Source organism: uncultured Sphingomonas sp. (assembly GCF_937871615.1).
Classification (GTDB): Bacteria; Pseudomonadota; Alphaproteobacteria; order Sphingomonadales; family Sphingomonadaceae; genus Sphingomonas.
This window is the reverse complement of record NZ_CALMPA010000022.1, coordinates 35,510-60,681: the sequence shown is the minus strand read 5'-3', so window position 1 is coordinate 60,681 and position 25,172 is coordinate 35,510. Positions and strand designations below refer to the sequence as shown.

The window sequence follows — 25,172 nt, the reverse complement described above, 5'->3', positions numbered from 1 at the left end:
GCTATCCGCGATCCGCGCGCAACCATATCGTCACCGCCGCCCCGGCGGCGTCCGTGGCGATTTCCATCCGCCCGCCGAGCAATCCGGCGGTTTTCTCCACGATGCGCAGCCCCATGCCGGCGCCGTCGCTGCGCCTGCGATCGGCGCGCAGATAGCGCGCCGCCCGCGCCTCCCCCGCGACGCGCAGGATGCCCGGCCCGTCATCCGCCACCATCACGCTCCCGTCACGCCCGACGCGGATCGCGATATGCGTGCCCACCGGCGTATGCCGCACCGCATTGCCGATCAGGTTGGAGAGGATGGAGAACAGGCAATCGGCGTTGCCGCGCACCCACACCGGAAAGTCCGGGCCGGAAAACTCGATCGTGCGCCGCGAGGCGATGACCTGCCCCGACAGATCCGTCGCCATCTCGCGGATCGTTTCGACCAGATCGAGCCGCGTCATCGCCGGGCGCATCCCATCGAGCGAGGCGAGCGCGGTCAATTGCCGCAGGATGTGGGACTGGCGATCCACCGCCTTCAGCAAATCCTCGCGCTCGGGCGAAGCGGGCAAACATTCGCATTTCACGCGCAGCAACGCGATCGGGGTGCGCAGTTCATGCGCCACCGCGCCCGCGAACTGCGCCTGCATCCGATGCCCGTCCTCCACCCGATCGAGCGCCGCATTGGCGGCATCCACCAGTTGCAGCACCTCATCGGGCAGGTCTTGCCGGTTGATCCGACACCCAGGCGCATCCGGCCCGATCGAGGCCGCCTCGCGCGCCGCGCGCCGCAGCCCCGCCATGGAGACGATGATCGTCGCGAGGTTGATCGCCAGCATCAGCGCCAGCGCCGCAATGGTCAGCGCGCCGAACTGCACCATGATATCGCGCGCCGCCTGATCGACCGCGGCATTCGCGGTCCAGCGATCGCGATAGACCATGACGAGCGCCCGTTGCCGCCCCGATCGGACGACGCGGGTGGAATAGGCGACCGGCCCCGATCCGACGCTCCCGTCAGCGAACGGCAGGCCGCCGATCCGTGCGATCGCTTCCCGCCCGCCGCGCGATGCCGCGACGACATGGCGCGCCTCGTCGATCACGACGAAGCCGTCGCCCGGATCGCTGGCGACGAGCGTGGTGACGAGATAGGGATCGACCACCAGCTCCCAACGCCCGCCGATGTAGCGCAAGCCGCTGGCGATACCGTCCATGTCCGCTTCGATCTGTGCCGCCACGGTGCGATCGGCCAGCCCCAGGATCGAATGCGACGCGAGCAGCGGCAATATCAGCCCCAGCACCAGCATTGTCAGCAGCGACCCCAGCGTCAGCCGCCCGAGCAGCGATGACGGCAATATTGATCGCCGGTCAATCGGATCAGGCGGCAAAGCGGGAGGAAGTCGCGTAATGCTTTCCTTCGGCCAGAGCAGGGTTTATATTTCAATAGCGAGGTTTTTCCTTGTGGGGAATCGCCCGTATCGGAAAGTTTACGCGGTGACCCGGCGGTTTTCCGAACGCCGGCGCGCCCGACTGGACGGGAACATATGCGGCTGCTGCTCGTCGATGACGATGACGAATTCGCGGGCGCGCTTCACGCCGCGCTGGCGGATCGGGATATCGCCGTCGAGATCGCGGGCAATGCGGCTGATGCGGACTATCTTCTTTCCACGACATTGTTCGCCGCGATCATCCTCGATCTGGGATTGCCCGATGAGGAGGGAACGATGCTCGTCCGCCGCTGGCGCGCCGCCGGGCATAGCGAGCCGATCCTCGTGGTGAGCGGGCATGACGACGTGGCGAAGCGCGTATCCGCATTGCGCGCGGGGGTGGACGATTATCTCGTCAAACCGTTCTTCGTCGACGAACTCCACGCGCGGATCGACGCGATCGTGCGCCGCCGGGATGGCTTTCCCGATCCGTCGATCCGGGCCGGCGCGCTCGTCTTCGACACGATGTCCCGCCAGTTGTCGATCGACGGCGCGTCGGTCGAACTTTCCGCGCGCGAGGCCGATCTCGCCGAAATCCTGATCCGTCGCAGCAACCGGGCGACCCCGCGCCGGCTGCTGGAGGATCAGTTGTTCGGATCGGGCGACGGCGTCACCTCCAACGCGCTCGAAGTGTATATCTATCGCCTGCGGCGCAAGATCGAGGCGCCGGGCGGCGTATCAATCCGCACGTTGCGCGGGATCGGATACATGCTGGTCGCCGGTTGACGGTCAAAGAAGCAGGATCGCCTCAGCGCCGGTATGTTGCCCGCGCAGAAGCACGGGCGGGAATACTTGTGCCTCCTCCTCGCGTTCCGGCGGATCGAGCAGGCCGCTGGCGATCGCCCGCGTGACGAGATGCGTGCGATTGCGCGCGCGCATCTTCAGCCGGGCATTGTCGATATGACGCTCCACCGTTCGCGGCGCGATCGCGATGCGCAACGCGATCTCCTTTGCTGACAGACCGCCGGCGACAAGCGCCAGAACCTCAAGCTCGCGCGCCGTAAGGCATACGCCAAGCGCCTGATCGCTAAGCAAGGACATCGGGCACCTCCTGTTCGATACTCAAACCGCGGGTCGAGGCGCGTGCGCCCTGATATCCTTCGCATCCCGACTCACCAAAAGGTGATACCACCCCAAGCTGACAGCAAGATTACCACAGGCGCGCGATGCGCAATTTTACTTAGAATTTCCGCGAATGGCGTTTCCGCCCGCGCCGCGCCACCCTGCGCGCGGCTGCTGAAGGTGGGGCCACGCACATGGCGACGACGCATCCATCCGGCCGCCGCAGGATCATCCCGAAAGACGCGGTGCTCTACGCACCCGGCGACCCGACCCATAATCTGCACCGGATCGAGGAAGGCGTGGTTCGCCTGTGCCTGTATCTCGCCGACGGCCAGCGCGTGATCGTCGGCTTCGCCTTTCCCGGCGACGTGATCGGGCTGAGCGAAGATCAGCAGATGCTGACGGCGGAGGCCGCGACATCGGTGATGATCTTCGAATGGCCGATCGAGCCGCACGAGGCGATCGAGCAGCGGATCAGGCTGCTCTCGCGCGCGCTGCATCAGGCATATATCGTGCTGGCGGTCCGCTCGCGCCGCCATGCGCGCGCGCGGGTCGCCGCGTTTTTCCTCGAACTCGCCGGGCGCGGGCTGGGCAGCGAATTCCGCCTGCCGCTGCCGCTTTCCGATCTCGCCGATCACCTCGGGCTGACGCTCCACACGATCAGCCGCACGCTCACCGAATTCCGGCGGCGCGGCCTGCTGCGCCAGGCGCGCGGGCGCATCTTCACCATCATCCAGTCAGACCGGCTGCGCGAAATCGCCAACGAAGGCCAGCTATTCCCTTCCGAAGCCCACCTGCCCGCTTTCTCTCCAGGGATGATCCACTGATGCGAAACGCTGCGACCCGCTGGCTCTGCGCCGGCAGCCTGATTGCCCTCCCCACCACCGCATGGGCCGCTGACGACCCGGCGCCGCCCGCGGCGGCAGCGCCAGCGGCGGCGACGGTAACGCCGGTCTCCGCACCGACACCGGCACCGATCCCGGCAGCAACACCGGCACCCGCCGCGACGCCATCGGTGGAGCAGCAACTCGCCGATCTCGCCGCCAGAATCGCGGCGCAGCAGGCGCAGATCGACGCGCAACAAAAGCAGATCGCCGCTTACCGCGAGGAGATTACCGCGCTCAGGACCGAGACTGCCGCCGACCTCGCCGCCGCGCGCGGCGCCGGCGTGGGCGCAGGCGCGCAAGCCGGCCCGCCCGCGACGCAAACCGTTCCCGCGCCACAGACCACCGTGGGGGACGCGCAGGCGGCAAAGCCCGACATCGCCGAGAAGACCCAGGCCGTGCCGCAAGGCCAGGGCGTGCTGACGCCTGCGGGCAAGACCACGGTGCAATCGTCGCTCACATACATTCGTTCGGCCAACAATCGGCTGGTCTTTGCCGGGATCGAGCTGGTGCCGGGGCTTCAGATCGGCTCGATCCAGGCTTCCACCGCCGATCGCAACACGACGGTGGACGCACTGACGATATGGCACGGCTTCACCGACCGGCTCGAAGCCGAACTGATGATCCCGGCGATGATCCGCACCGACAGCATCCATCTGACGCAGGTGCGCGAGGGCACCGTGACGGAAGGATATGATCTCCACCGAAGCGCGATCGGCGATATCGAAGGGGCGCTGCGCTGGCAGCTAAACGCGCCCGTCAATCCCGAGGCGCCGATCTTCATCGCCGGGCTGCGCGTGAAAAGCGATACCGGGGTGAGCCCGTTCTCGATTTCCTATGACGAATTCGGCATTGCCCATGGGCTGGCGACAGGATCGGGTTTCTGGGGAATCCAGCCGGGAATCACGATGCTGCTGCCAACCGATCCGGCGGTGATATACGGCGGGATATCATATCTTTATCAATTCCCCCGCAACATCAATCGCACCGTCAACGATATCCTGATCGGGCATGTCCACCCCGGCGGCGCCATTTCGGCCAACATCGGCTTCGGCTTCGCGATCAATCCGCGCTTCTCGTTCTCGCTCGGCTATAGCCACACCTATATCCTGCCGACGCGGACCGAGTTGAACGGCAGCTTCCAGGATTCATCGACCTTACAGGTGGGGACGCTCGATCTCGGCATGTCCTACCGCGTCAACCCGCGCCAGTCGGTGACGCTCGCCTTCCAGTTCGGGGTGACGCAGGACGCGCCGGGCGTCGCGATGACGTTGCGCCTGCCGTTCACCTTCTAGCGGTTCGGCGGGGGGCACACCGGGAGGGGGGGGCCGGTCAGTGCGAGAAGTTGCCGATCTCGTGCCCCAGCCCCATGTTCAGCGCGCCGGCATGAAGCGCGGCGGCGAAGGCGGTATAATTGCCCAGCGTCACCGTGGCGTTGGTTTGCTGCACCGCGTTCAGATTGGCCATCGCGTTGACGAGCACATTTTGCAGCGCGCCATTGGTGTTCTGGATCAGCGCGGTTTGCCCGGCGTTGGCGAAATAGACCTGACTGCCCGAAATGGTCGACGGCAGCGTGATGCCACCACCACCGCCCGACGCCGATGTCATATCGGCGAGCACGAGCTGGCTTCCGACGATCGTTTGCGTCGTCGCGCCGCTCGCGGTCCAGTTCACCACGGTCTGCAATGCGAGCTGACCGTTGAGATAGGTCTGCACGTCCGCGCCGAACGTGATGTTCATCCCGCCCCAATCGAACCCGCCATGCGCCTCGGCCATCTCGCTGTCGCTCAGCGCGGTCATGTGCGCGAAGGGGGACGCGGCATCAGACTGCCCGGAAACCCCGACAGCGGGCGCGATCCCCTCCGGATCAAGCGCAACGGCGCCGGCTGGCGCGATCGTGTCAGCCGCCATCGCCGCCACGATCAGCACGCGAAGCGCGGCGCGGCTCACGGCATTACGGGTCATGGGATGCCTCCTACGCGGATATTTGGCAAAATCTGCTGCTGGATCTGATAGATCGGCGGCAGATTGTCGGTTGTCGCGGTGATCGTGCGTTCACCCTGGAAGATTCGCGTGGGCGAGGTCGACCAGGGATCCCAATCGCGCGCGAGGTTGAACGCGCCGTCCACGCCCTTCGGCGGATCGGTGACGATCAGCGCGATGCCGCTCCACATCTTCGCGAATTCGGCATCGGAAACCTTGAGCAGCCCACGCGCCGGATCGCCGATCAGCACGCGCCCGTCGCGCGCGCCCTTGATGACCACGAAATGGGTGTAGCCGCGGACGTTGATGAGCGCGATCATCGGCTTGCCGAGCGCGCGCATGTCGTTGATCCCCAGCCGGTAACCCTGCGCCGCGAAGCCGCGCGCGATGAGATAATTCTTCATGTCGAGCAGCGAAAAGCCCTTTTGGCGGATTTTGGCCTGATCGCCCTTGTCGTACATCGCCTTGAACGGGGCGGCTTCGTCCGTGGGCACGCCATATTGATAGGTCAGGAGCGTCGCGACGGCGGCGGAGCCGCAGCTATAATCAAACCGCTGGCGCACGATCGTGCGGAAGGGGATTTCAGCCCAGCTCCGCACCCGCACCGTATACCCCGGCTCGCGTCCCGGAGCATCGACCGGCATCTGCGCCAGCGGCCGCGTCTGCGCCACACAGGGCGACGCGACGAGGCTGAAAAGCACTATCGCGGAGGCCGCCATTTCGCGTTGCCGCGCGGCAGGCCACCGCGCCATGGCTAATTCCCCAGATTGACGGTGAGGTTCATCGCGCTCTGCAAATTCGCCTGCGCGCCGGAATTGATGACGACATTGCCCATGCCGTTGAAATTGGCGAAGGCATTGTCCGAAAGGGTGATGGCGCCCGCGATATAATTGCCCGCGATCGAATTGCCCGAGATGCTGCTTTGCAGCGCCTGGTTGCCGATCACGATCGCCTGTCCGCCGCGTTCCTCGCCGAGCACCGCGTCATCGAGCGCGGCGGCGTGTATCGCGGGGGGCGTTGTTGTCACGGGTGCGGCGGTTTGCGCCAGAGCGACCGGAGCGGTGAACGACGCGAGCGCGGCGGCGATGCCGACCGCGATGCGGCGCCTGATAAAAGAGATCGACATCGTGCGTCTCCTTGCGTCCGCGCTTGCAACAAAAAAGACGCCGGGCGGGCGGCGCCCGCCCGGCAGGCGGGGGGTATCAATGGGTCGTGAAGCTGGTCGTGCCCTGTGCGGCAATGTTGGTCGCGGCCTGAGACGCGCTGTTGTTGCCGGTGTTCCAGCCCTGGTTCAGGATGCCGGAATAGGCCGCGAAAGCGCTGCCCGCGATGCTGTTTCCGCCGCTGCTGTAGTTCGAGCTGTTGCCACTGAAATTATATTTCCCATGGCTGCTCACGGTGGCATTCAGATCCTGATCCGCAACGAGATGGATGTTGCCATTGTGCTGCGAACTATTCGTGTTGTAGCTATCCTCAACCTTGGAACGATTGTGTTGAGAATTGTCAACATTGTAACTATCCTCAACCTTCAGCCTGTTGTGTTGAGAATTGTCGGTGCTGGTATTGTAGCTATCCTCAACCTTCATCTTGTTGTGCTGAGAACTGTTGCTGTTGTAGCTGTTCTCAGTCTCGTTCTTCGTGCGCGGGGAATTGTTGCCCTTGCTGACGTTGATATTCTTGGTCACCGTCGTGCTCTCGGTGCTGACCGAAGTGTCGCTGTCAGCGCCCGATGCGCCGGTGACGTTCGATCCGCCCGCACTGGTTTGCGCAAATGCCGGAACGGCGACGCCCATCGCGACTGCCGCGGCGGCGCTGATGAGGAGCGTGGATTTGCCCATTTTCAAGGTTCCTTTCCTGTTATCCGCGCGATCGCGGCACCGGCAAAAATATCCGATGGCCCGCGCCGCCGCTTTGCGCCGCCGCACATTCGCGCCCAGATAACCAGTACGTAAGAACCGACAGGCCGCGCCGCGCCGCCCGCAGCGCCCGCCGCGTGGTGGATTACGCGCGGCGCGCCAGCCCGGCCCGCTCCATCCGCCAGACCATCTGATCGAAGCGATCCTGCCCGAAAAACGGCTCTCCGCCGAACGCCATCAGCGGCACGCCATAATGGCCCGCCGCGCGCTGCGCCGCCTCATTGGCCTCGATCACGGCGGCGAGGCGCGCGCCATCGTTTTCCAACACCGCGTCCATCTCGGCCAGATCGCACCCGGCGCTGGCAACGGCGCGGGCAAGGTGATCGCCCTCGTGCCAGCCATCGACCGCCCCGCTCCAGATCAGGTGGCTAACCGCCGCAATGAACGGCAATCCGCGCCCACGCTCGGCGGCGAGCTGACCGAGCCGGCTCAGGCGATGGATATAGGGCTGCGCCTGCGGATAGGTTCGCGTCGCGACATCCATCACCACCGGATCGGGGCGCGGCCAGCGATAGGGCAGGCCGAGAAATTCCGCCGTCCGCACCGTATCGCGCATCAGATAGCTCACCCACAACGGATCGCCGTTGCTGAAGAATTCCGGCTGCCGCACCGCGATCGGCCGCACGATGCGGACAGCGCAGCGCACATCGAAATCGCGCTCCAGCGCCATCAGCCGCGGGGTGACGAGATAGGAATAGGGCGATCGGAACGACCAGAAGCAATCATAGGCCAGCGTCATCGCAATCACTCCTCGGGCTGCAACAGTCGCGCGACCCCGCTCGACACCACATCGCGGGCAAGCGCGGGCGGCAATTGCTGGTCGATCCGCAGCCGCTGCCAGGTCTCGAAACTCAGCAGCAGGTCGATCGTCTCCAGCCGGATCGCATCCGCCACGATCGCGGCGGGCAACAGCCCGACCAGACGCCCGCGCATCGCCGCCAGCACGCCGGCATGGCGCTGCTGGATCGCCGCCGACGCATGGCGATGCACATCGGCGGCGCGCTTGTAGGGCATCAGCCGTTCATAGGTTTCCAGCCGCCGGTCGAGCATCTCGCCAAGTTGCCCGCGCCAGTCGGGCGCGGTGAACGGATCGAGCCAGTTGTGATATTCGCGCGCCATCCGCTGCGCCATCCCGGCATAGATCGCCTCCATATCGGCGAACTGGCGAAAGACGGTGCGCAGCCCCACCCCGGCCCGCGCGGCGATCTGCTCCGCGGCCGGGGTGACATGCCCCTCGCCGACCAACGCCACCAGCGCCTCGATGATCTTGCGCCGGCTTTCCTCCGATCGTTTGCGTCGCCCGTCTTCCCCCGCCATCAGTTCGACCAATAGCTATACGCTTCGCCCGCGCGCGGCGGCGTGCCGAGCGGACGGTCGATCGCGACGGGGGAGCGGAACAGCGCGGCCCATGAGGGCCTCGCCTGCTGCGCATCATGGGCGCGGATCAGCGCGGTCAACCGCTGAACCTCCGCCGGATTGCCGCCCGCGATATCGCGCCGCTCGGTCGGATCGCCGCCAAGATCGTAGAGCAGCGACCGGCGCGGGATATCCAGGATCTGCAACTTCGCATCGCCATCGCGCACCGCCTGATAAGCGCCGCTTTTCCAGAACAAGGTGCGTCTGGGCATCGGCGCGCGCCGCGCATCGACATAGGGCGCAAGATCGATCCCGTCGATCACGCGATCGGCAGGCGGCTTGACCCCGGCGGCGCCGGCGGCGGTGGCGAAGATATCGAAATGACTGACCGTGCCGTTCACCCGCGTGCCCGCCGCGATCCGCGCGGGCCAGCGCATGAGCAGCGGCACCCTGATGCCGCCTTCGAAGAAGGTCGCCTTCCAGCCGCGATACGGGCGGTTGATCTCCGGCAGCCCGATATAATGCGCGCCGCCATTGTCACTGGTGAAGATGATGAGCGTATTGTCGTCCAGCCCGCGCTCCTTCAGCGCCTGCATCACCTGCCCCACGCCGCGATCGAGCGCGCGGATCATCGCGGCATAAACGCGCGTGCGATGATCGGGGATCGCGGACAAGGCGTCGTAATCGCTTTTCAGTGCCTGAAGCGGCGTATGCGGCGCGTTATAGGCGAGATAGAGGAAGAACGGCCGGTTGCGGTTGGCGTCGATCGCGCGCACCGCCTGATGCGTCAGATAATCGGTCATATAGCGATCGGGGTGAAACCGTTCACCGCCGTTATACTGGACGCTGAACGGCAGGTTCGCCCACAGATATTTGTCGATCGGATCGAAATCCTGCTTCGAATTGACGACGTTGCGGTCGTTCTGCGGCAGGAACATCTGCGCGCCGATGATGAAGCCAAGACTCTCATCGAAGCCGCGCTGCTCGGGGCGCATCCCCGGTTCCCCGCCAAGATGCCATTTGCCGAGATGGACATTGTGATACCCGCCGGCGCGCAGCACGTCCGCGATCGTCCGCTCGCTGGTGGGAATGCCCTTCGCATCGGGCGGGGGATCATTGTCCACCGCCGCCTTGTCGAGGATCGTCTTATATCGCCAGTTGCTCGGGAAACTCGCCACCGTCCTGGCGAAGCGCGTATCGGTCGGCGTGAATTCGAAGCCGAAACGCGTCGGATAGCGCCCGGTAAGCAGCGCCGCGCGCGAGGGCGCGCAGGTGGCGTTGCCGGCATAAGCCTGCGCGAAGATCACCCCCTGTCGCCCGATCGCGTCGATATTGGGCGTCTTGAGCAGCCCGCGCGCCACCCCGCCGCCGTTGAGGCTGATATCGTTGAAGCCAAGATCGTCCGCCACGATCAGCACGATATTGGGCGGGCGCTTCTCCGGCGGCAATGCAGGCGTGGCGGGGCCGGGCCGCCACGCGATCTCGTGGAAGGGCGCGACATGCGGGGAGAGCCAGCCCGGCAGGTGCAGCAGCACATAATCCTTCGCCGCGAACCCCGCGACCGCCGCCGCGCCGACGGTGCCGAGCGCGATCTTCTTCCAGCGCTTCACCCGCGCGCATCCGCGAATATCCGCCGCGCGAGCAGCAGGATCGCGACCATCACCGCCTCCACCACCATCGGCGGAAAGGCGGTGGCGGGCGCGCCATCGGCGACGAGGCTAACCGCGCGCCCCGCGATCGCGATCGACAGCAACGCGATCGGCACGATCAGCGGCGCGCGATCGTTGCGCGTCGCCCCGAGCAGCGCCGCCACCCCGCCGACGACGAAGAAGGCGGTGAAATCCGCCCGCAGCGTCGCCATCCCCTGCGTGCCCAGCGGCTCCAGGAAGAAGCGCTGCGCCGATCCCGCCGGATCAATCAGAAAGCCCAGCCCCAGCGCGATATTGAGCAGCGCCACCAGCGCAACGAGCACGCGCGATATCTGCGTCACAGCCGCATCCTCCCCCTTGCCTCATCACGCGATCCTATCATGCGTTTCCGCGCGCGCAAGATATCGGCATTGATAATGCCATAATATCGCTTATCCTCCACGCAGACGGGCCTGGGGGAGAGTTCAGATGCGGCACGCGATCGGATGGACGGCGGGCGGGGCGGCGGTGCTCGCGGCGGCGGCGTTTCCCGGCGCGATCGGGCGCGAGGTGGCGCGCGCCGCGATCGAGCGCCGCGCCGGCGTCGATGCGACACGCGCGCTTCCCGACGGCCTGCATGTCGCGCTATGCGGCACCGGCTCGCCGATGCCCGATCCGACGCGCGCCGGGCCGTGCAGCGTGGTGATCGCCGGGCGGCACATGTTCGCGCTCGACGCGGGCGAGGGCGGCGCGCGCAACATCATGCTGATGGGCATCCCCAATGGCCGCATCGAGGGCGTGTTCCTGACGCATCTTCATTCGGATCATATCGACGGGCTGGGGCCGCTGCTGCTGCTCGCCTGGACGGGCGCGGGGCGCACCCGCCCGCTGCCGGTTTACGGGCCGGCGGGCACCGATCGCGTGGTCGCGGGGTTCAATCAGGCCTATGCGATCGACGCCGGCTTCCGCACCGCGCATCATGGCGCGTCGGTGGCGCCGCCATCGGGCACCGGCGGCGAGGCCATGCCCTTCGCGCTGCCGCCCAGGGGCGACTGGTCCCCCGTCTCGGTGTTCGAGGGGGATGGGCTGACCGTCACCGCCTTCCGCGTCGATCATGGGCCAGTCGAGCCGGCGGTGGGTTATCGTTTCAGCTACAAGGGGCGTTCGATCGTGTTCAGCGGCGATACCAGCCCGACGCCCGCGATCGCGCGCAATGCGCGTGGCGCGGATCTGCTGATCCATGAAGGGCTACAACCCCGGCTCGTCGGGCTGATGACCGAGGCGCTGGACCAGCGCCGCCAGCCCGCGTTCACGCGGATCACCCGCGATATCCTGAACTATCACACCTCACCGGAGGACGCCGCCGCCGAAGCGCAGGCGGCGGGGGTGAAGCACCTCGTCTTCAGCCACAATATCCCGCCGCTGCCCTCGCGGCTGATGTATCCCGCGTTCCTCGGCGACGCGCGCCAGCGTTTCGGCGGCACGATCACCGTGGGAGAGGACGGGATGGTGTTCAGCCTGCCCGCCGCGAGCAAGGGGATGGAATTGCGGCGCTGGTCCGTGCGTTAACCGCGCCACTCGGCATAAAGCGCGGGCGGGGCGACATCGTCCACCGGCACATGGCGAATGCGCATCCGTTGCTGCGCCAAGGGCAACGCCAGTTCGGCGTAGATCGCGGCGGTCGAAAGGCCGAACGGCGCGGCATCCTCGTTCGAATAAGCGAAGCTCACCGCCGTTATGCCCGCCATCCGCATCGCGGCCATGCACATCGGGCACGGATGACCGCTGGCATAAACCGCGCACCCCGAAAGATCGGGCGAGCCCAGCGCCCGGCTCGCCGCGCGGATCGCGCCCATCTCGGCATGGGCGGTGGGATCGCCGGTCGCGAGTATCTCGTTGACGCCGGTGGCGATCACCGCGCCATCCTTCACCACCAGCGCGCCGAACGGGCGCCCGCCGCCCGCGACATTCCCGCGCGCCAGCTCGATCGCGGCGCGCAGGAAATCCCGCTCCGCCTCCGCCGTCATTTCGCCGCTTCGGCGTTCCAGCGCGCCACCTTCGCCTTTGCATCGGCCAGCAATTTGTCGAGCGCGGCGCGATCCTCCACCCTGCCCCGCAGCACGACCGTGTTGACCGTGCGGGTGGCGGCGATGTCCTCCAGCGGATTGCGATCGAGCAGCACGAGATCGGCCTGCTTGCCCACCTCCACCGAGCCGTAACGATCGAGCATACCGAACCATTTCGGCCCGGCACGCGTCGCGGCGGAAAGCGCCTCCGCCGGGGTCAGCCCGTTTTCGACATAGAGCGCCAGTTCCTGATGCAGCCCGAGTGCTGGATAATCGAACGAATTGAGGAAGCCCGCATCGGTGCCGGCCATGATCGTGACGCCAGCTTTTTGCAGCAGCGGCATCACCGCCGCCGTCTGCCGATAGCGGCGATGCCGCGCCTCGATCTGCTCTGGCGTGGCCTGGGCGGCGCGATCAATCCGCCACTGATAGGTCTTGCGCAGCCCCGGCCCGATATAGGCGAGGAACGCGTCCTTCGAATGATCGTCGCTGTCGAGAAAGGCGAGCAGCCGCTCGATGTTGAGCGTCGGCGTAACGAACACGCCGCGATCCCTGAGCTTGGCATAAGACGCCATCGCCGTCGCCTGATCGAAACCCGCGTCGAGCCGCGCCTGCGCGCCCGCGCGATCAATGCGACCGGCGGCGAAATCGGCGGCGATTCCCGCCTCATCCTTCACGCCCGCCTTATAGGCATAGCTCAGGTGCTCGATCGAACTGATCCCGGCATCGACCGCCTGCCCCACGGTGAGCGCCATCGGGATATGCCCGGATGCGCGCAGGCCCGCGGCGCGCACATGGCTGACGGCATAGAGGAACAGCTCCGGCTTCAACGTGCTGTCGGTGATCTTGACGAAATCGACCTTGAGCGCGCCAAGCTTCGCGATCGCCTGATCGACATCGGCTTCGGAGCCGGTTTCGAGCGTGCCCTTCCACACCGGCTTGAGCCCCTCGATCTTCGGGCCGGAACTGAGCAGCCGCGGGCCGAACAGCTTGCCGTCCGCGATCTCCCCGCGCCACTTGAGCACATCATAGGGCAGATCGCCCGAAGCATCGCGCACCGTGGTGATGCCATAAGCGACGTAGAGCGGCAGCAGCGCCTTGTTCTCGTCGATGAGTTCGGGGCCGCCGCCGAAATGGACGTGCATGTCCCAGAGACCAGGGATCAGATAGCGCCCCTTGCCCTCGACCTGGCGACGCGCGCCCCACGCCTTCGCCACATCGGCATCCTTGCCGACCGCGACGATCCGTTCGCCCACCGTCGCCACCGCCTGATCGGGGATGGCGCGGGCGTGTTCGACATCCACCAATGTCGCGTGGCGGATCAGCACATCCGCCATCTCGCGCGCCGCCGCCGCCATCGGCAACAACGATACCGCCGCCGCCAATGCGACAAGAGCCTTCTTCACCGCCATGCCATTCCCGTCCAGCCGAACCACATGCCCCGGCTGTGCCGCATCGCGCGCGCGGCGTCCAACGTGAAGCGGCCGCCGGTGGAAAAACCCCGCCGGCGGCCGCCCAAGCTTCCCGCGTTATGCGGCCTGCGCCCGCTTAGTAGCGGATACGCGCCTCGATCGAGATGGTGCGCGGCGGCGCGACCATCACGACGTGGCTGTTATTCCCCAGCAGCGGCGTGTTGAACGCCTGGCTGATGATAACCTCGTTCGACAGGTTGCGCCCGACGAGCGCGACCTCCCACTTGTCGTTGCTGGCGCGCACGCCCAGCCGCGCATCGTAGCGCGTATAGGCGGGCTGGCTGTTCAGCGGATTGAGATCGCCCTGCATGTAAGACCGGCTGGTGTAATCCGCCGATCCGCGCGCGGAGACGATCACGCTGTCACCCGCCGGCACATCGACCTGCATATAGCCCGATCCCTTCCATTCCGGCGCGCGCACCAGGGGCGAGCCCGCCAGATTGTTGGTCGCCGGGGTGCAGCCCGCCGGTGCGTTATAGACACACGGGCCGCCGGGATAATTGTCGTACTTCGCGTCGAGATAGGCGCCCGCGAAGCCCATGCTGAGCACGCGGTTCGGGCGGAAGCGCGTGTCGACCTCGACGCCCTGCGCGGTCGCCTCGGCGGCGTTGCCGGTGATGAACGCGGTGCCGTTGAACGACGAGACCTGGAGATTTTCGAACCGCGTGCGGAACAGCGCGAGATCAATATCGAGGCGGCGGTTGAGCAGCCGCATCTTGGTGCCCAGTTCCCAGGCGCGCGCGCGCTCGGAATCGAAATCGAACCGGCCCTTGTTGTTGTTGATATTGTACAGCAGCAGGCCGTCGTTCGAGATGAACCCGCCGCCCTTGGTGCCGGTCGCATAGCTCAGATAGGCCGAAACCTGCTTGCTGAACTCATAGCGCATCCGCAGCGAGTAATCCCACAGCTTTTCCTTGCGCTGGCCGGAGATGTCGTAATCGAGGTTGTTCGCCGGGCGCCGCACGCCGTTGAACACGCTCTGCGCGCGCGCGCTCTTGTCCTCATAGCTGTAACGCAGGCTGCCGTTGAACTTCAGATGGCTCGAAAGATCGGCATCGAGGATGGCATAAGGCGAGAGCGACCAGGTCTTCTGATCGAACGGGCGGTGCGCCATCCCGTCCGGCACGGTCGCCACCCCGGCGGCGATGCCGGTATAGGTCACGTCCTGCACGATGCTGGTGTCGGCGTGCGTATAGGTCAGGCCGGCGGTGACGCGCAGCCCGTCGACGATGCTCTTTGCCGCGCGCACTTCCTGCGAGAATTGCGTGGTATTCTCCGCCTGCAGCGTGTTGAGCAGCGGCAGCCCGCCCGGAATGGTGTTGAACGTCCGCCCCGCGTTGATCTTCTGGAAGGCGGTGATCGAGGTGATATTCCAGTCCGCCGGGTTCCAGTTGAGCGTCAGCGACTGGGTGTTCGAGCGGGTGATATCGGTTTCGGGCGGATTGCCGCGGCTGGTGCGCCAGAAGCCGGGATATTGCTGCGCGTTGGCGCCGCCGCTCGCATTGCGCACGAGATCGCACAGCGAGCACCCCGCGTTGCCGATGTTGTTGAACACCGCGTTCGAGCCGTCGATCTCGTTACGGAACGCCTCGACCTTCAGCAGCGCCTCGAAATTGCCGGTCGGCTGCCACAGCACCTGCGCGCGACCGGAGATATATTTCCCGCCGTTTTCCTTCTGGCCGGTCATGCGATTGTCGATATAGCCGTCGGTGCGGCCGGCCTGCCCGCTCAGGCGGATGGCGAGCGTATCGCTCACCGGCGTCGAAACATAGGTGCTGGCGTTGAACCCGCCCTGCGCAAGCTCGCCGCCGATCCGCGCTTCCGCCTGAAAATCGCGCGTCGGGCGCCGCGTGATGATGCTGATCGCGCCGGCGTTGGTGTTCTTGCCGAACAGCGCGCCCTGCGGCCCGCGCACCACTTCGACACGCTCGACATCGAGGAACGGCACCTGCAGCGAACGCGCGCGGCTGGAATAGACGCCATCGACGAACAGGCCAACCGATTGCTCGAACGCGAGATTGCTCGAACCCGAGCCAAGGCCGCGGATGGTGATCGCGTAATTGCCGTTGGTATTGTCGATCTGGAGGTTGGGCACCGTCGACTGGAGATCGGTGAACTGGCGGACCCCCTGGTCCTCCATCCCCTTGCCGCTGACGACACCGACCGAGATCGGCACTTCCTGCAACGTCAGCTTCTGCTTGGTGGCGGTGACGACGATATCGGGCAGCCCGCCGTTATCGGTTGCTTCGCCAGCCTGGGCATTAGCAGCCGGCGCGAGCGCGATCAGCGCGCTTCCAGCAGCCAGCATGGTGAAATATCGTGTACGCATAATCCCCTCCGGATTCACTGGTTCGATCCCCTCCTTTCGATTTTCCGGCGCTACACGCGCTCTTACGGGGCTGATAGCGCCCCGCCCAAAACGCTTCAAGTCCTAAGGGAAATTTCAAAATATTGCTGTATTACATGGCGATAATCCGCCACGCTGGCAGCAGCACGCCGACGGACGTTTCCCGGCGCCTCCCTATCCAGCGATAGCCGGCCCGAGCCGGGGCAAGCGCACGCCCCGGCTCGCCACGCGCACTCTTATCCGCCGCTTCGGCTTGCCGGGCGCCCGGCGCGACCCCGTGGCTGCCCCCCCCCGGCCTCCACCCGCCGCGACACGACACGATCCCGGCCCGCGCGCTTGGCATCGTAAAGCGCCTCGTCCGCGCGCCTGAACAGTCGCTGGAATTCGGTTGCCCGCACCGCCTCGGCAACGCCGATACTGGCGGTGACCGACTGCGCCCCGATCGCCTCGCCATGATCGCAGGCGGCTATCCCCAGCCGCACGCTTTCGGCAAAACGCCGAAGAACGACGCCTTCGAGTCCGATGGTGAGCAGGCCGAATTCCTCGCCCCCGATGCGACCGACGGTGCACATGGTGCCTTCCCACGCCGCGATCCTTCGCCCCACCTGCCGCAGCACCGCATCGCCGGCATCGTGCCCATGCACGTCGTTGATCGCCTTGAACCGATCAATATCGACGAGCAGGAATGCCGCGGGCAACTGGTTCGCCCGCGCATGTTCCAGCAACCGCGCCGCGCTTTCGATCAGGCCGCGACGATTCCGCAGCCCCGTCAGCGCATCGCGCCGCGCGAGTTCGCGGGCCTGAATCTCGGCGGCGCGCGCACGATCGCGCTCGATGCGCAGGCGCCCCAGCCGCCGCGTCGCCGCGCCGGACAGCCACAAGGTCTGCCATGTCGTCGCCAAGAGGATCAGCAGCTTCGATCCGCCGTTCCAGAAACCGTCATCGACATCGACGAGCTGGATGAACGCCAGCGTCGCCATCGGCACGAACCATGCCCCGGCGAAATCGCGCGCCTTCGCCTCCCCGCGCCGCCACGCGCAGGCGAGGCAGAGCGCGACCGCGAGCAGATCGGCCAGAATGAGGAACCCGAGTATCGCGTCGAGTTCCATCAGCCCCGCGCCGCGCATGAACGTCAGCGGTATGCCCAGCAGCAGGATGGTCACGCCCAGCGCCAGCGTACCAACCTTCGCCCAGCGCGGCACCGCGCCGGGCCGGGGCGCTGTTAGCGCGCTTGCGGTTCCAAGCGTGATGGCGAGGCAGGACAGGAACGTGCCCGTCTGCGCCGAAGCGCGCCCCGCCATGGCCGGTATGACGAGAAGGTGCAGTTGCGACCAGATCAGGCCCCACAGAAACATGCAGGCGGCCCAGGCGCCGTGCCACGCGAGATACTGGCGGCGAACCGCCAGCGCGAGCGAGAAGGTATAGATGCTGCCGATCAGCAACAGCGTGAGCGCCGCCGCCGCCACGGCGGCCAGCGCGGTGGATTGCGCGGTGCTGGCCGCTTTCGACATCAGGCGCGCGTGCAACAGGCCGTAACCGGCGAAATGATCGAACCGCATCGTCACGCCGGTAAGCGGCGCATCGCGATCGGGCGCCTCGAACACGATCTGCCCGGCCGCGCGCCAGTGCGCGCCGAACTGGCCGCCGCGCACCTCCTGCCACTTCACCGCGCCATCGGCATAGGAAAAGGCAACCGCCAGCCGGTCGAAACGCGACTGGTGCACCATCAGCGCCAGATCCCTGCGGTCAGCGGGCAGGCGCGCGGTCGGGATGGTCAGCCACAGGCTGCGTTGCTGATAATCCTGCGGCGTTCCCGTGCAGGAAAATCGCAGCGACGAAAGCGTATCGTCGCGTTGCTCACGATCCGTCACCGCATGGCAAAGCGCGGGTTTCACATTGATCGTCTCGGCGCGCGCCGGAATGCCCCAGCAGGTCGCGAGAACGATCAGGGCCAGCCCGATCCAGCGCCAGGCCGCTCCAGACAATTTCCCCGCCGGCTTCATACGCCCGTGTCGCATGGAAAGAGTTGGCAAAACTTTATCATTCGCGCGCGGCACTTCCCGTTCGGACATTTTTATTCGCCCGTGGCACGGCGGATGCACAGGCGCGCACCGCGAGCGGAAACAGACAAGGGCCGGGCGATGATGAACGGCGCTGACCGGCGGCAAGGCTGGTCAGATCGCCACGACCCGCGTGCGCCGCTTTATCCCGCGCCCGCCGCGCCAGTGCCGTTGCTCATATGCGCGAGTTCGCGCGGCAGGCTGCCGGCCGCGCGCAGGAAGTTGAACCCCGCGACCGCGAACACCGCGCACACCGTCACCAGCGCGGCGCGCAGGCCGGAGGCGGACGCGGTGATGCACGCCTGCGCCGTGCCGCCATCGGCGCAGGCCAGCGCATAATCGCCCGCAAAGGCGCGCGCGGCATAGATATCGCTCAGCCAGCCGGTGACCAGCGGCCCCAGCGTCATCCCGATCATCCCGGTCGTCAGCGTCAGGATCGCGGTGGCCGATGCCCGCATCCGCGGCTCGACCAGATTGTGCAGGATCGAGAAAGTCGGGCCGAAATAGACGCCCGCGAACAACCCCGGCGGGATCAGCAACACGATCGTCCAGAACCAGGTCGATTGCGAAAAACCGATCACATAGGTGATCGCGGTGAGGATCATGCAGATCCCCGGCATCCAGCCATACCAGCGCACGTCGCGCCGCCCGAGCCGATCGGTCACGAACCCGCCCAGCAGATAGCCGCCCGCGAGCGAAACGCTGTTCATCAGCGCGAAGGCGATCGCCGCCTCGGTATAGCCGACGGGGAAGCTGCGCACGAAGAACGGATGGGTGAAGGTCATGCCGGACGAGCCGACGAAGCTCACCACGATCCCGGCCATGAGCAGGTTGCGGAACGCGCGGCTTCCCGCCAGCCGGCGCACGACCGCGCTCAGCGGCGGGGTTTCGCCGCCTGCCAGATGGCCGTCCGCCAATCCGCGCGGCGCCTCGCGCAGCAGGAACCAGACGATCGCGGAGAGCAGCAGGCCCGGTAAGCCGACGATCAGGAATGCCGCGCGCCAGCCGAAATGCTGCGCCACCACCGCGCCGCCGATCGCGCCGACGATGATGCCGATCGGCGTCGCCAGCCCGAGGACGCCGAAGGCCGAGGCGCGCCGATCGGGTGGGAAATAATCCGCGATCAACGATTGCGACGGCGGCCCCGCGCCCGCTTCGCCGATGCCGACCCCGATCCGCGCCAGCAGCAGCCCGGTGAATCCGCTCGCCATGCCGCACAATGCGGTCATCGCCGACCATGCCGCCATCGCGATCGCGATGATGCGAACGCGGTTATAGCGTTCCGCCAGCCGCGCCACCGGGATGCCCAGCACGCCATAGAGCAACGCGAATGCCGTTCCGCCGAGCAGCCCGAGTTGAAGATCGCTCAGCTTCAGATCGGTCTTGATCGCCTGGCCGGTGGTATTGAGGATCGTGCGGTCGATGAACGCGACGGTCGACACCGCGAGCAGCAGCCCGAGCGCCCAGCGCCGCTCGCGCGGGGTTGCCGGCTGGGGCGCGACATCCGTTGTTGCGGGGGCGATCGTCTCTTTCACCGGCGCGTGCATCAGAATGTGAATCCCCAATCGACGCCGAAGGTGCGCGGTGTGAAACAGATGCGCGGATCGCCGAACCACGAACGCCCATCATCGCACCCTCCCGCATCGTCCCCGGTCTTCGCCAGAATATTAGAAAGCTAAGGCATCGGGTGTTTTTGTCAAATATTCAGACATTAATTTCCGCCACGTACGTCGACTTACTTGACATTCATTGCCGCGCCGGAGCAGCGTCAGCGGATAAACAACGAGCGGTGGCAAGGCGTTACGGCGCGCAGCCGGCGGGCCGGCTGATGCGCTTCGGGACGAATGGCGGGCCACTGCCGCCACGGCGCTACGTGACCGGCATCGCGAAGGGAGAGAGAAGTGATTGACCTGCATTATGTCCCCACCCCCAATGGGCAGAAGGTATCCATCCTGCTGGAGGAAGCCGGGATCGAGCATCGCCTGATCCGTTACGACATGCTGGCCGGCGATCACCTTGCCCCCGAGTTTCGCCGCATCTCGCCCAATGGACGGCTGCCGGCGATCGTCGATCACGCGCCGGTCGATGGCGGCGCGCCACTCACCATGATGGAATCGGGCGCCATCCTGATCTATCTCGCGGACAAGCATGGGCAATTCATCCCGCCGGTCTCCGCGCCGCGCGCGCGCGGTGAGGTGATCGAATGGCTGATGTGGCAAATGGCGGGGCTCGGCCCGATGCACGGCCAGGCGCATCATTTCTATCGCTATGCGCCCGAGGATATCGACTATGCCCTCGCGCGCTACGGCAAGGAAGCGCGGCGGCTGCTGACGGTGCTCGATACGCGGCTGGCCGAGGCGCCCTGGGTCGGCGGGGCGGAATATTCGATCGCGGATATGGCGTGCTGGCCATGGGTGCGCGCGATCTCGGTGATCGACATCGCGCTTTCGGACTATCCCGCGCTTGCATCATGGTTCGCCAAAGTGGGCGAGCGCGAAGGGGTGAAGGCCGGCACGGCGATCCAGAACCCATCGCTGCTCCGGGGGCAGAAGATCACGCTCACGCCCGAACAATGGTCGAACCTGTTCGGCGATGCGATGCACACCGCGTCCGGGCTCCGCGCGGGATAACCGGCGGCGGCGAGGGGCGTCGCGCGACGCCCCAACGCTCAGACGACGGATTCCGGTGCTGCGAGCATCGTCCGCAACATTTTCACGAAGCGCACGGCGATGCGCGACAGCGGCGCATCGGCAAGGTGGACGGCGAAAATCCGGTAATCAATCGGCGGCTCGAACGGCGTGGAGATCAGCCCCTCGCCCAGAAGCGCGGGCGCGGAGAGATCGTCGCTCACCGCCAGCCCCGCGCCGAGCCGGGCAAGCACCGCGCCGATATACATGGTGTCGACCGTCAGATCGCCATCCAGATCAATGCCGCGTCGCGCCACTTCCTGGTGGAAGATCCGCGCGAGCGGGCCACTCTGGGCCGACATGCCGATCAACTTATGGCGCCGAAGCCTCTCGCGATCCATCACCGCGCCAGCCGATCCGAGCGCGCCCGGCCTGTGCAGCACGACGATCTGCCCCGATCCGATTTCCTGGCAGGCCAGTTGCGGATGCATCGGCGCTTCGCAGCCGATCATGATGTCGCAATCGCGGCTTTGCAGGCGGCGCAGGATATCCGCCGAGTGCAGTGTCCCCAGTTCGAACCGGGCATGTGGCTCTACAGCGCGGAAACAGGCCACCGCGCGCGGCAGGAAATCCAGGCCGAAGCCGGGCAGCGCGGAAACCTTCAGCGTCTCGCCACGCACGCCCAGATTTCGCGCCGATCGCTGGAGCGAGATTAGCTTTTCGTGAATCTCGTCGATCTCAGAAAACAGGATATGCGCCTTTTCGGTGGGCGAGAGCCGCCCCTTCACGCGGTGGAACAGGGCGAACCCCAGCCGATCCTCGGCGTGGCGCAACGTCTTGCTGATCGACGGCTGCGACACGTTGAGCACCACCGCCGCCGCGCTGGCCGAGCCGTTCGCATAGATTGCGTGAAACACCTCGATATGGCGCAGGCTGAGCAATTGCGTCGTGCGGGCGGGGTCGTTCTGGCTCATGGGACGGCGGGGAACCTAGCCGCTCCCGCGCCGGAATTCCATCACGCGCGCTCAGGCCCCTGGCGGTGTCGCGCGCGTTGTTCCCCAGAAACCCGCCACAGGCGGGGTCACCCTGCCGTCCGCGGCGAAGGCTAGGCCGCCCGGTCGATCTTCCCGCATCAGCCACGGCCCGTCGAGGTCCGCGAAATCGGCCTGCTGGGCGACGTGGAATGCCGGGGCCATCGACAATGACGTACCGACCATGCACCCCACCATCACGCCCAGCCCCATGGTCCGCGCACCCGCCAGCAGATCGAGCGCCTCGGTCAGGCCGCCCGTCTTGTCGAGCTTGATATTGACCATCGAATAACGCGTGCGCAGCCGATCGAGATCGGCGGTGACATGGCAGGATTCATCGGCGCAGATCGGCACCAGCGCGGCGAAGCCGTGCAAGGCATCGTCCGCGCCGGCCGGCAGCGGCTGCTCCAGCATCGCGATCCGCAATTCGGCCAGCACCGGCTGGAGGCGTTCGACCTGCGCCATTGTCCAGCTTTCGTTCGCATCGACGATCAGCGTGGCGTTCGGCACTTCCGCCCGCACCGCGCGCAGGCACGCCTCCGGCTGCTCGCCATTGACCTTCACCTTGACGAGCGCGGCATCCCCCAGCTTGCGCGCGGCGGCGGCCATGCCCTCGGGCGTGTCGATGCTAACGGTCAGCGCGGTGGTAATCGGATGAAGCGGATCGAGCGTCGCCCGGCCCAGCCTGATCTCCATATCCCACAAGGCGCAATCGAGCGCGCAGCGCGCCGAACCGGCGGGCAGCAGCGCGCGCAGCTCGTCGCGCGTCGCGCCTTCGCCGATCGCGCCCGCCACCGCCTCGATCTGCGCGGTGACCGACGCGACATCCTCGCCATAGCGGGCGGAGGGCACGCCCTCGCCCCGGCCAATCACGCCGCCCTCGCCCACCTCCACGGTGACGAGCGCCGAGGCGGTTCGCACACCGCGCGCGATGCGGAACGGCGCCTTCAGCGGCCAGTTCTCTATGCTGGAACGGACGGTGCGAAGCATTCGATCAACCTTTCCGCCACGCGGCCCAGCCCATGCGCCACCGCATCCTGACACGGCAGGCCGAGCCGATCCTCCACCTCCGCGCAGGCACGAAGCGCAGCCCCGGCATCAAGCGCCGAGGTGTTGAGCGAGACGCCCACCGCGATCACATTGGGGTTGGTAAGCCGCGCCGCCTCAAGATTACGGGCAAGGCATTCCTCCAGCGTGGGCACGGCGTGCCCCGGCAGATGGCGCATCCGGGTGCGCCCGGCCTCGTGGCACAGCAACAGCGCATCGGGCTGCGCGCCGTGCAGCAGGCCGAGCGACACCCCGGCGAACGCGGGGTGGAACAGCGATCCCTGCCCCTCGATCAGATCCCAGCCGCCGTCATGCCGCGCCGGCGACAATTCCTCGACCGAGCCGGAAATGAAATCCGCCACCACCGCGTCGATCGGCATACCGCCGCCAGCGATGAAGATGCCGGTCTGCCCGGTGGCGCGGAAATCGGCGAGCACATCGCGCGCGCGCAATTCCTTCTCCAGCGCCAGCGACGAATACATCTTGCCCACCGCGCAATCGGTGCCGACCGCCAGAAGGCGCTTGCCCGCGCGCCGGATGCCGGTGCCGGTATTCAGCCGGGCGGGCGGCTCGCGCACGTCGGAAAGCTGGACATTGCGGCGCGCCGCCGCCTCGACGATCTTGGGGTGGGCTGAAAGCCGCTCGTGCAGGCCGGACGCGACATTCATGCCCGCTTCGATCGCGGCGAGCGCCGCCTCGACCGTTTCCGCGGACATGACGCCGCCCGCATTGGCCATGCCGATCAAGAACGTCTTCGCGCCCCGCGCCACCGCCTGATCGAACGTCAGCTCATCGAGGCCGATACTGACCGTGCACCCCGCGCCGCTCATCTGGCCCACGGACAGTTCGGGCCGCCAATGGGCCACCCCGCGCGCCGTCTTCACCGCGAGCGGATCGGTCGCACTGCCGAGATAGAGGAGATAGGGGGTTTCAATCTGCACGGGTAATCTCCGAATGGAGCCGCATTGTCGCTCGTCGCGGGCGCGCGGCCAAAGTCAGATACGCGCTATTGCCATGCCCTGAGGTTATGGGATCGACCCCGGCAACATCGCCGGCAGGGCGGAGGCGCGTTCAGCGCGATCGGCCGCGCGCACTTACCGGCCAGATATCGACGAGCGTGCCATCGCTCACCACATGATAGAAATCGTATAGGTTGACGGTCGGGTCGCAATGCGGCGCGCCCAGCGTCACCGTTTCGCCAAGCGCGGGCAGCGTGCCCGCCGGGTTCACCAGCGCGCCCTGCTCGTCCCCCATGAAGAAATAGACGGTGCCTGCCGCCGCGCCACCGGCGAGCAACGGAGGTTTGGCATCGGTCGCCATCGCCTTTAACCCGGCGTCAACCGTCACCAGCCCCGGCGAATTGGCGCTGATGACGCGCGTGTCGATCAGCAGCGCCGTCTCGAACGGAATCTCCCCTTCCTCCGGTGTCAGCGCGCAGACGCGATATTGGTCGTCCATGAAAATGTATGACCCCACCTGAAGCTCGGTGAACAGATCGAGCGTCGCATCAATCCGGTGGGTGCCGGTGCCGCCGCCGGACACGATCGGCGGCTTGCCCCCCGCTGCCTCAAGCGCGGCGAGCACCGTGCGCAGATAATCGGCGCGGTCATGAATCGCCGCCTCGCGCTCGGCGAAGCTCTCGATATGCTGTTGCGAGCCGCAATAATATTGCACGCCGCCGTAAACGAGCGCGGGCTCGGCGGCGATCGCGCGATACAGTTCGACCGCGCATTCCGGGCTGGCGACGCCGGTGCGGTGGATGCCGGGGTCGATATCTATCAGCAAGGTGAGTGGCCGACCGCCTTTCGCGGTGACCGCCGCCGCGGTGGCGCGCGCGACATGCGGGTTGTCCGCCACGCACATCAGCCCGGCGGAACGCTCGTTGAGCGCCACGAGCCGCTCGATTCCGGCTGCGGCAACCACCGGCGATGTAATCAGCAGCCCCGCGATCCCGGCGTCCGCCAATGCCTCCGCCTCGCCCAGCTTGGCGCAGCATTGCCCGATCGCGCCCGCCGCGATCTGGCGGCGCGCGACATCGCCGCTCTTGTGCGTCTTGGCATGAGGCCGCAATTTCAGCCCGTGCGCGGCGGCGAAGTCCGCCATCCGCGCGATGTTGCGATCGAGCGCGTCGCGATCAATCACCAGCACCGGGGTGTTGAGATCGCGCCGCGATCCCTGTCGACCGATCAGATGGCGGTGGAGTTCCTCGTCGGTCATGCGATTCACCT

General features: G+C 66.5%; 24 protein-coding genes. 5 read left to right on the top strand and 19 right to left on the bottom strand.

The features are described from left to right. Position 1: 1 nt before the first annotated feature. Positions 2-1,333 (bottom strand): ATP-binding protein, encoded by a 1,332-nt coding sequence (locus tag Q0316_RS05670; protein ID WP_298670570.1) that lies wholly within the window; start codon positions 1,331-1,333, stop codon positions 2-4. Between the two features lie 189 nt (positions 1,334-1,522). On the opposite strand from Q0316_RS05670, the gene Q0316_RS05665 reads away from it, so the two are divergent. Further along, the gene (locus tag Q0316_RS05665; protein ID WP_298670569.1) at positions 1,523-2,191 is read left to right on the top strand and encodes a response regulator; all 669 of its coding nucleotides are present in this window, start codon (positions 1,523-1,525) and stop codon (positions 2,189-2,191) included. A 3-nt stretch (positions 2,192-2,194) separates the two neighbouring features. Here the strand turns inward: Q0316_RS05665 and Q0316_RS05660 are convergent, their stop codons facing one another. Then, positions 2,195-2,506, bottom strand: coding sequence for a response regulator transcription factor (locus tag Q0316_RS05660; protein ID WP_298670568.1), 312 nt, complete (start codon positions 2,504-2,506; stop codon positions 2,195-2,197). A 215-nt stretch (positions 2,507-2,721) separates the two neighbouring features. Here Q0316_RS05660 and Q0316_RS05655 point away from each other — a divergent pair, with 215 nt between their 5' ends. Together Q0316_RS05655 and Q0316_RS05650 are read left to right on the top strand one after the other, a co-directional pair. Then, positions 2,722-3,354: a Crp/Fnr family transcriptional regulator gene (locus Q0316_RS05655; protein WP_298670567.1), complete on the top strand. Its 633-nt coding sequence runs from the start codon at positions 2,722-2,724 to the stop codon at positions 3,352-3,354. After that, positions 3,354-4,706, top strand: coding sequence for a transporter (locus Q0316_RS05650; RefSeq protein WP_298670566.1), 1,353 nt, complete (start codon positions 3,354-3,356; stop codon positions 4,704-4,706). Before Q0316_RS05655 ends, Q0316_RS05650 begins: the two co-directional genes overlap by 1 nt. A gap of 37 nt (positions 4,707-4,743) precedes the next feature. Here Q0316_RS05650 and Q0316_RS05645 read toward each other — a convergent pair whose 3' ends face one another. The 8 genes from Q0316_RS05645 to Q0316_RS05610 all read right to left on the bottom strand — a co-directional run bounded on the left by Q0316_RS05645 (position 4,744) and on the right by Q0316_RS05610 (position 10,656). Beyond that, on the bottom strand, positions 4,744-5,376 hold the full coding sequence (locus Q0316_RS05645) for a hypothetical protein (RefSeq protein ID WP_298670565.1): 633 nt from the start codon (positions 5,374-5,376) through the stop codon (positions 4,744-4,746). After that, positions 5,373-6,146 carry a C39 family peptidase gene (locus tag Q0316_RS05640; RefSeq protein ID WP_298670564.1) on the bottom strand — a complete coding sequence of 258 codons (774 nt, stop codon included), beginning with the start codon at positions 6,144-6,146 and terminating at the stop codon, positions 5,373-5,375. Before Q0316_RS05640 ends, Q0316_RS05645 begins: the two co-directional genes overlap by 4 nt. Positions 6,147-6,148: 2 nt before the next feature. Next, positions 6,149-6,520, bottom strand: coding sequence for a hypothetical protein (locus Q0316_RS05635; RefSeq protein WP_298670563.1), 372 nt, complete (start codon positions 6,518-6,520; stop codon positions 6,149-6,151). Between the two features lie 76 nt (positions 6,521-6,596). Continuing rightward, the gene (locus tag Q0316_RS05630; RefSeq protein ID WP_298670562.1) at positions 6,597-7,232 is read right to left on the bottom strand and encodes a hypothetical protein; all 636 of its coding nucleotides are present in this window, start codon (positions 7,230-7,232) and stop codon (positions 6,597-6,599) included. A gap of 163 nt (positions 7,233-7,395) precedes the next feature. Then, positions 7,396-8,049, bottom strand: a complete 654-nt coding sequence (locus Q0316_RS05625) for a 2-hydroxychromene-2-carboxylate isomerase (protein ID WP_298670561.1) — start codon at positions 8,047-8,049, stop codon at positions 7,396-7,398. A gap of 5 nt (positions 8,050-8,054) precedes the next feature. Beyond that, positions 8,055-8,627, bottom strand: a complete 573-nt coding sequence (locus tag Q0316_RS05620) for a hypothetical protein (RefSeq protein WP_298670560.1) — start codon at positions 8,625-8,627, stop codon at positions 8,055-8,057. Further along, a complete protein-coding gene (locus Q0316_RS05615) occupies positions 8,627-10,276 on the bottom strand; it encodes a sulfatase-like hydrolase/transferase (RefSeq protein ID WP_298670559.1) in 1,650 nt (549 codons plus the stop codon). Before Q0316_RS05615 ends, Q0316_RS05620 begins: the two co-directional genes overlap by 1 nt. Further along, positions 10,273-10,656 carry a DUF4345 family protein gene (locus tag Q0316_RS05610; RefSeq protein WP_298670558.1) on the bottom strand — a complete coding sequence of 128 codons (384 nt, stop codon included), beginning with the start codon at positions 10,654-10,656 and terminating at the stop codon, positions 10,273-10,275. The genes Q0316_RS05615 and Q0316_RS05610 overlap by 4 nt, the downstream gene beginning before the upstream one ends. A 127-nt stretch (positions 10,657-10,783) precedes the next feature. Between Q0316_RS05610 and Q0316_RS05605 the strand changes: the two genes are divergently transcribed. Further along, positions 10,784-11,863: an MBL fold metallo-hydrolase gene (locus Q0316_RS05605; protein WP_298670557.1), complete on the top strand. Its 1,080-nt coding sequence runs from the start codon at positions 10,784-10,786 to the stop codon at positions 11,861-11,863. Here Q0316_RS05605 and Q0316_RS05600 read toward each other — a convergent pair. The 5 genes from Q0316_RS05600 to Q0316_RS05580 all read right to left on the bottom strand — a co-directional run bounded on the left by Q0316_RS05600 (position 11,860) and on the right by Q0316_RS05580 (position 19,786). Further along, on the bottom strand, positions 11,860-12,321 hold the full coding sequence (locus Q0316_RS05600) for a nucleoside deaminase (RefSeq protein ID WP_298670556.1): 462 nt from the start codon (positions 12,319-12,321) through the stop codon (positions 11,860-11,862). The two genes, Q0316_RS05605 and Q0316_RS05600, sit on opposite strands and share 4 nt — an antisense overlap. Then, on the bottom strand, positions 12,318-13,796 hold the full coding sequence (locus Q0316_RS05595) for an amidohydrolase family protein (protein WP_298670555.1): 1,479 nt from the start codon (positions 13,794-13,796) through the stop codon (positions 12,318-12,320). The genes Q0316_RS05600 and Q0316_RS05595 overlap by 4 nt, the downstream gene beginning before the upstream one ends. Positions 13,797-13,908: 112 nt before the next feature. Then, on the bottom strand, positions 13,909-16,161 hold the full coding sequence (locus Q0316_RS05590) for a TonB-dependent receptor (RefSeq protein ID WP_298670554.1): 2,253 nt from the start codon (positions 16,159-16,161) through the stop codon (positions 13,909-13,911). Positions 16,162-16,415: 254 nt separating this feature from the next. Further along, complete coding sequence (locus Q0316_RS05585; RefSeq protein ID WP_298670553.1) at positions 16,416-18,197, bottom strand: GGDEF domain-containing protein; 1,782 nt, start codon at positions 18,195-18,197, stop codon at positions 16,416-16,418. Positions 18,198-18,382: 185 nt separating this feature from the next. Beyond that, a complete protein-coding gene (locus tag Q0316_RS05580) occupies positions 18,383-19,786 on the bottom strand; it encodes an MFS transporter (RefSeq protein ID WP_298670552.1) in 1,404 nt (467 codons plus the stop codon). A 354-nt stretch (positions 19,787-20,140) separates the two neighbouring features. On the opposite strand from Q0316_RS05580, the gene Q0316_RS05575 reads away from it, so the two are divergent. Next, positions 20,141-20,869 (top strand): glutathione S-transferase C-terminal domain-containing protein, encoded by a 729-nt coding sequence (locus tag Q0316_RS05575; protein WP_298670551.1) that lies wholly within the window; start codon positions 20,141-20,143, stop codon positions 20,867-20,869. Positions 20,870-20,907: 38 nt separating this feature from the next. Here the strand turns inward: Q0316_RS05575 and Q0316_RS05570 are convergent, their stop codons facing one another. The 4 genes from Q0316_RS05570 to Q0316_RS05555 form a co-directional block, all read right to left on the bottom strand. Next, positions 20,908-21,840, bottom strand: coding sequence for a LysR family transcriptional regulator (locus Q0316_RS05570; RefSeq protein WP_298670550.1), 933 nt, complete (start codon positions 21,838-21,840; stop codon positions 20,908-20,910). Between the two features lie 51 nt (positions 21,841-21,891). Continuing rightward, the gene (dgcA, locus tag Q0316_RS05565) at positions 21,892-22,887 is read right to left on the bottom strand and encodes an N-acetyl-D-Glu racemase DgcA (RefSeq protein ID WP_298670549.1); all 996 of its coding nucleotides are present in this window, start codon (positions 22,885-22,887) and stop codon (positions 21,892-21,894) included. Then, complete coding sequence (gene dgcN / locus Q0316_RS05560; RefSeq protein WP_298670548.1) at positions 22,860-23,885, bottom strand: N-acetyltransferase DgcN; 1,026 nt, start codon at positions 23,883-23,885, stop codon at positions 22,860-22,862. Before dgcN ends, dgcA begins: the two co-directional genes overlap by 28 nt. Positions 23,886-24,015: 130 nt before the next feature. Next, on the bottom strand, positions 24,016-25,161 hold the full coding sequence (locus Q0316_RS05555; RefSeq protein WP_298670547.1) for a DSD1 family PLP-dependent enzyme: 1,146 nt from the start codon (positions 25,159-25,161) through the stop codon (positions 24,016-24,018). Between the last annotated feature and the right edge of the window lie 11 nt (positions 25,162-25,172).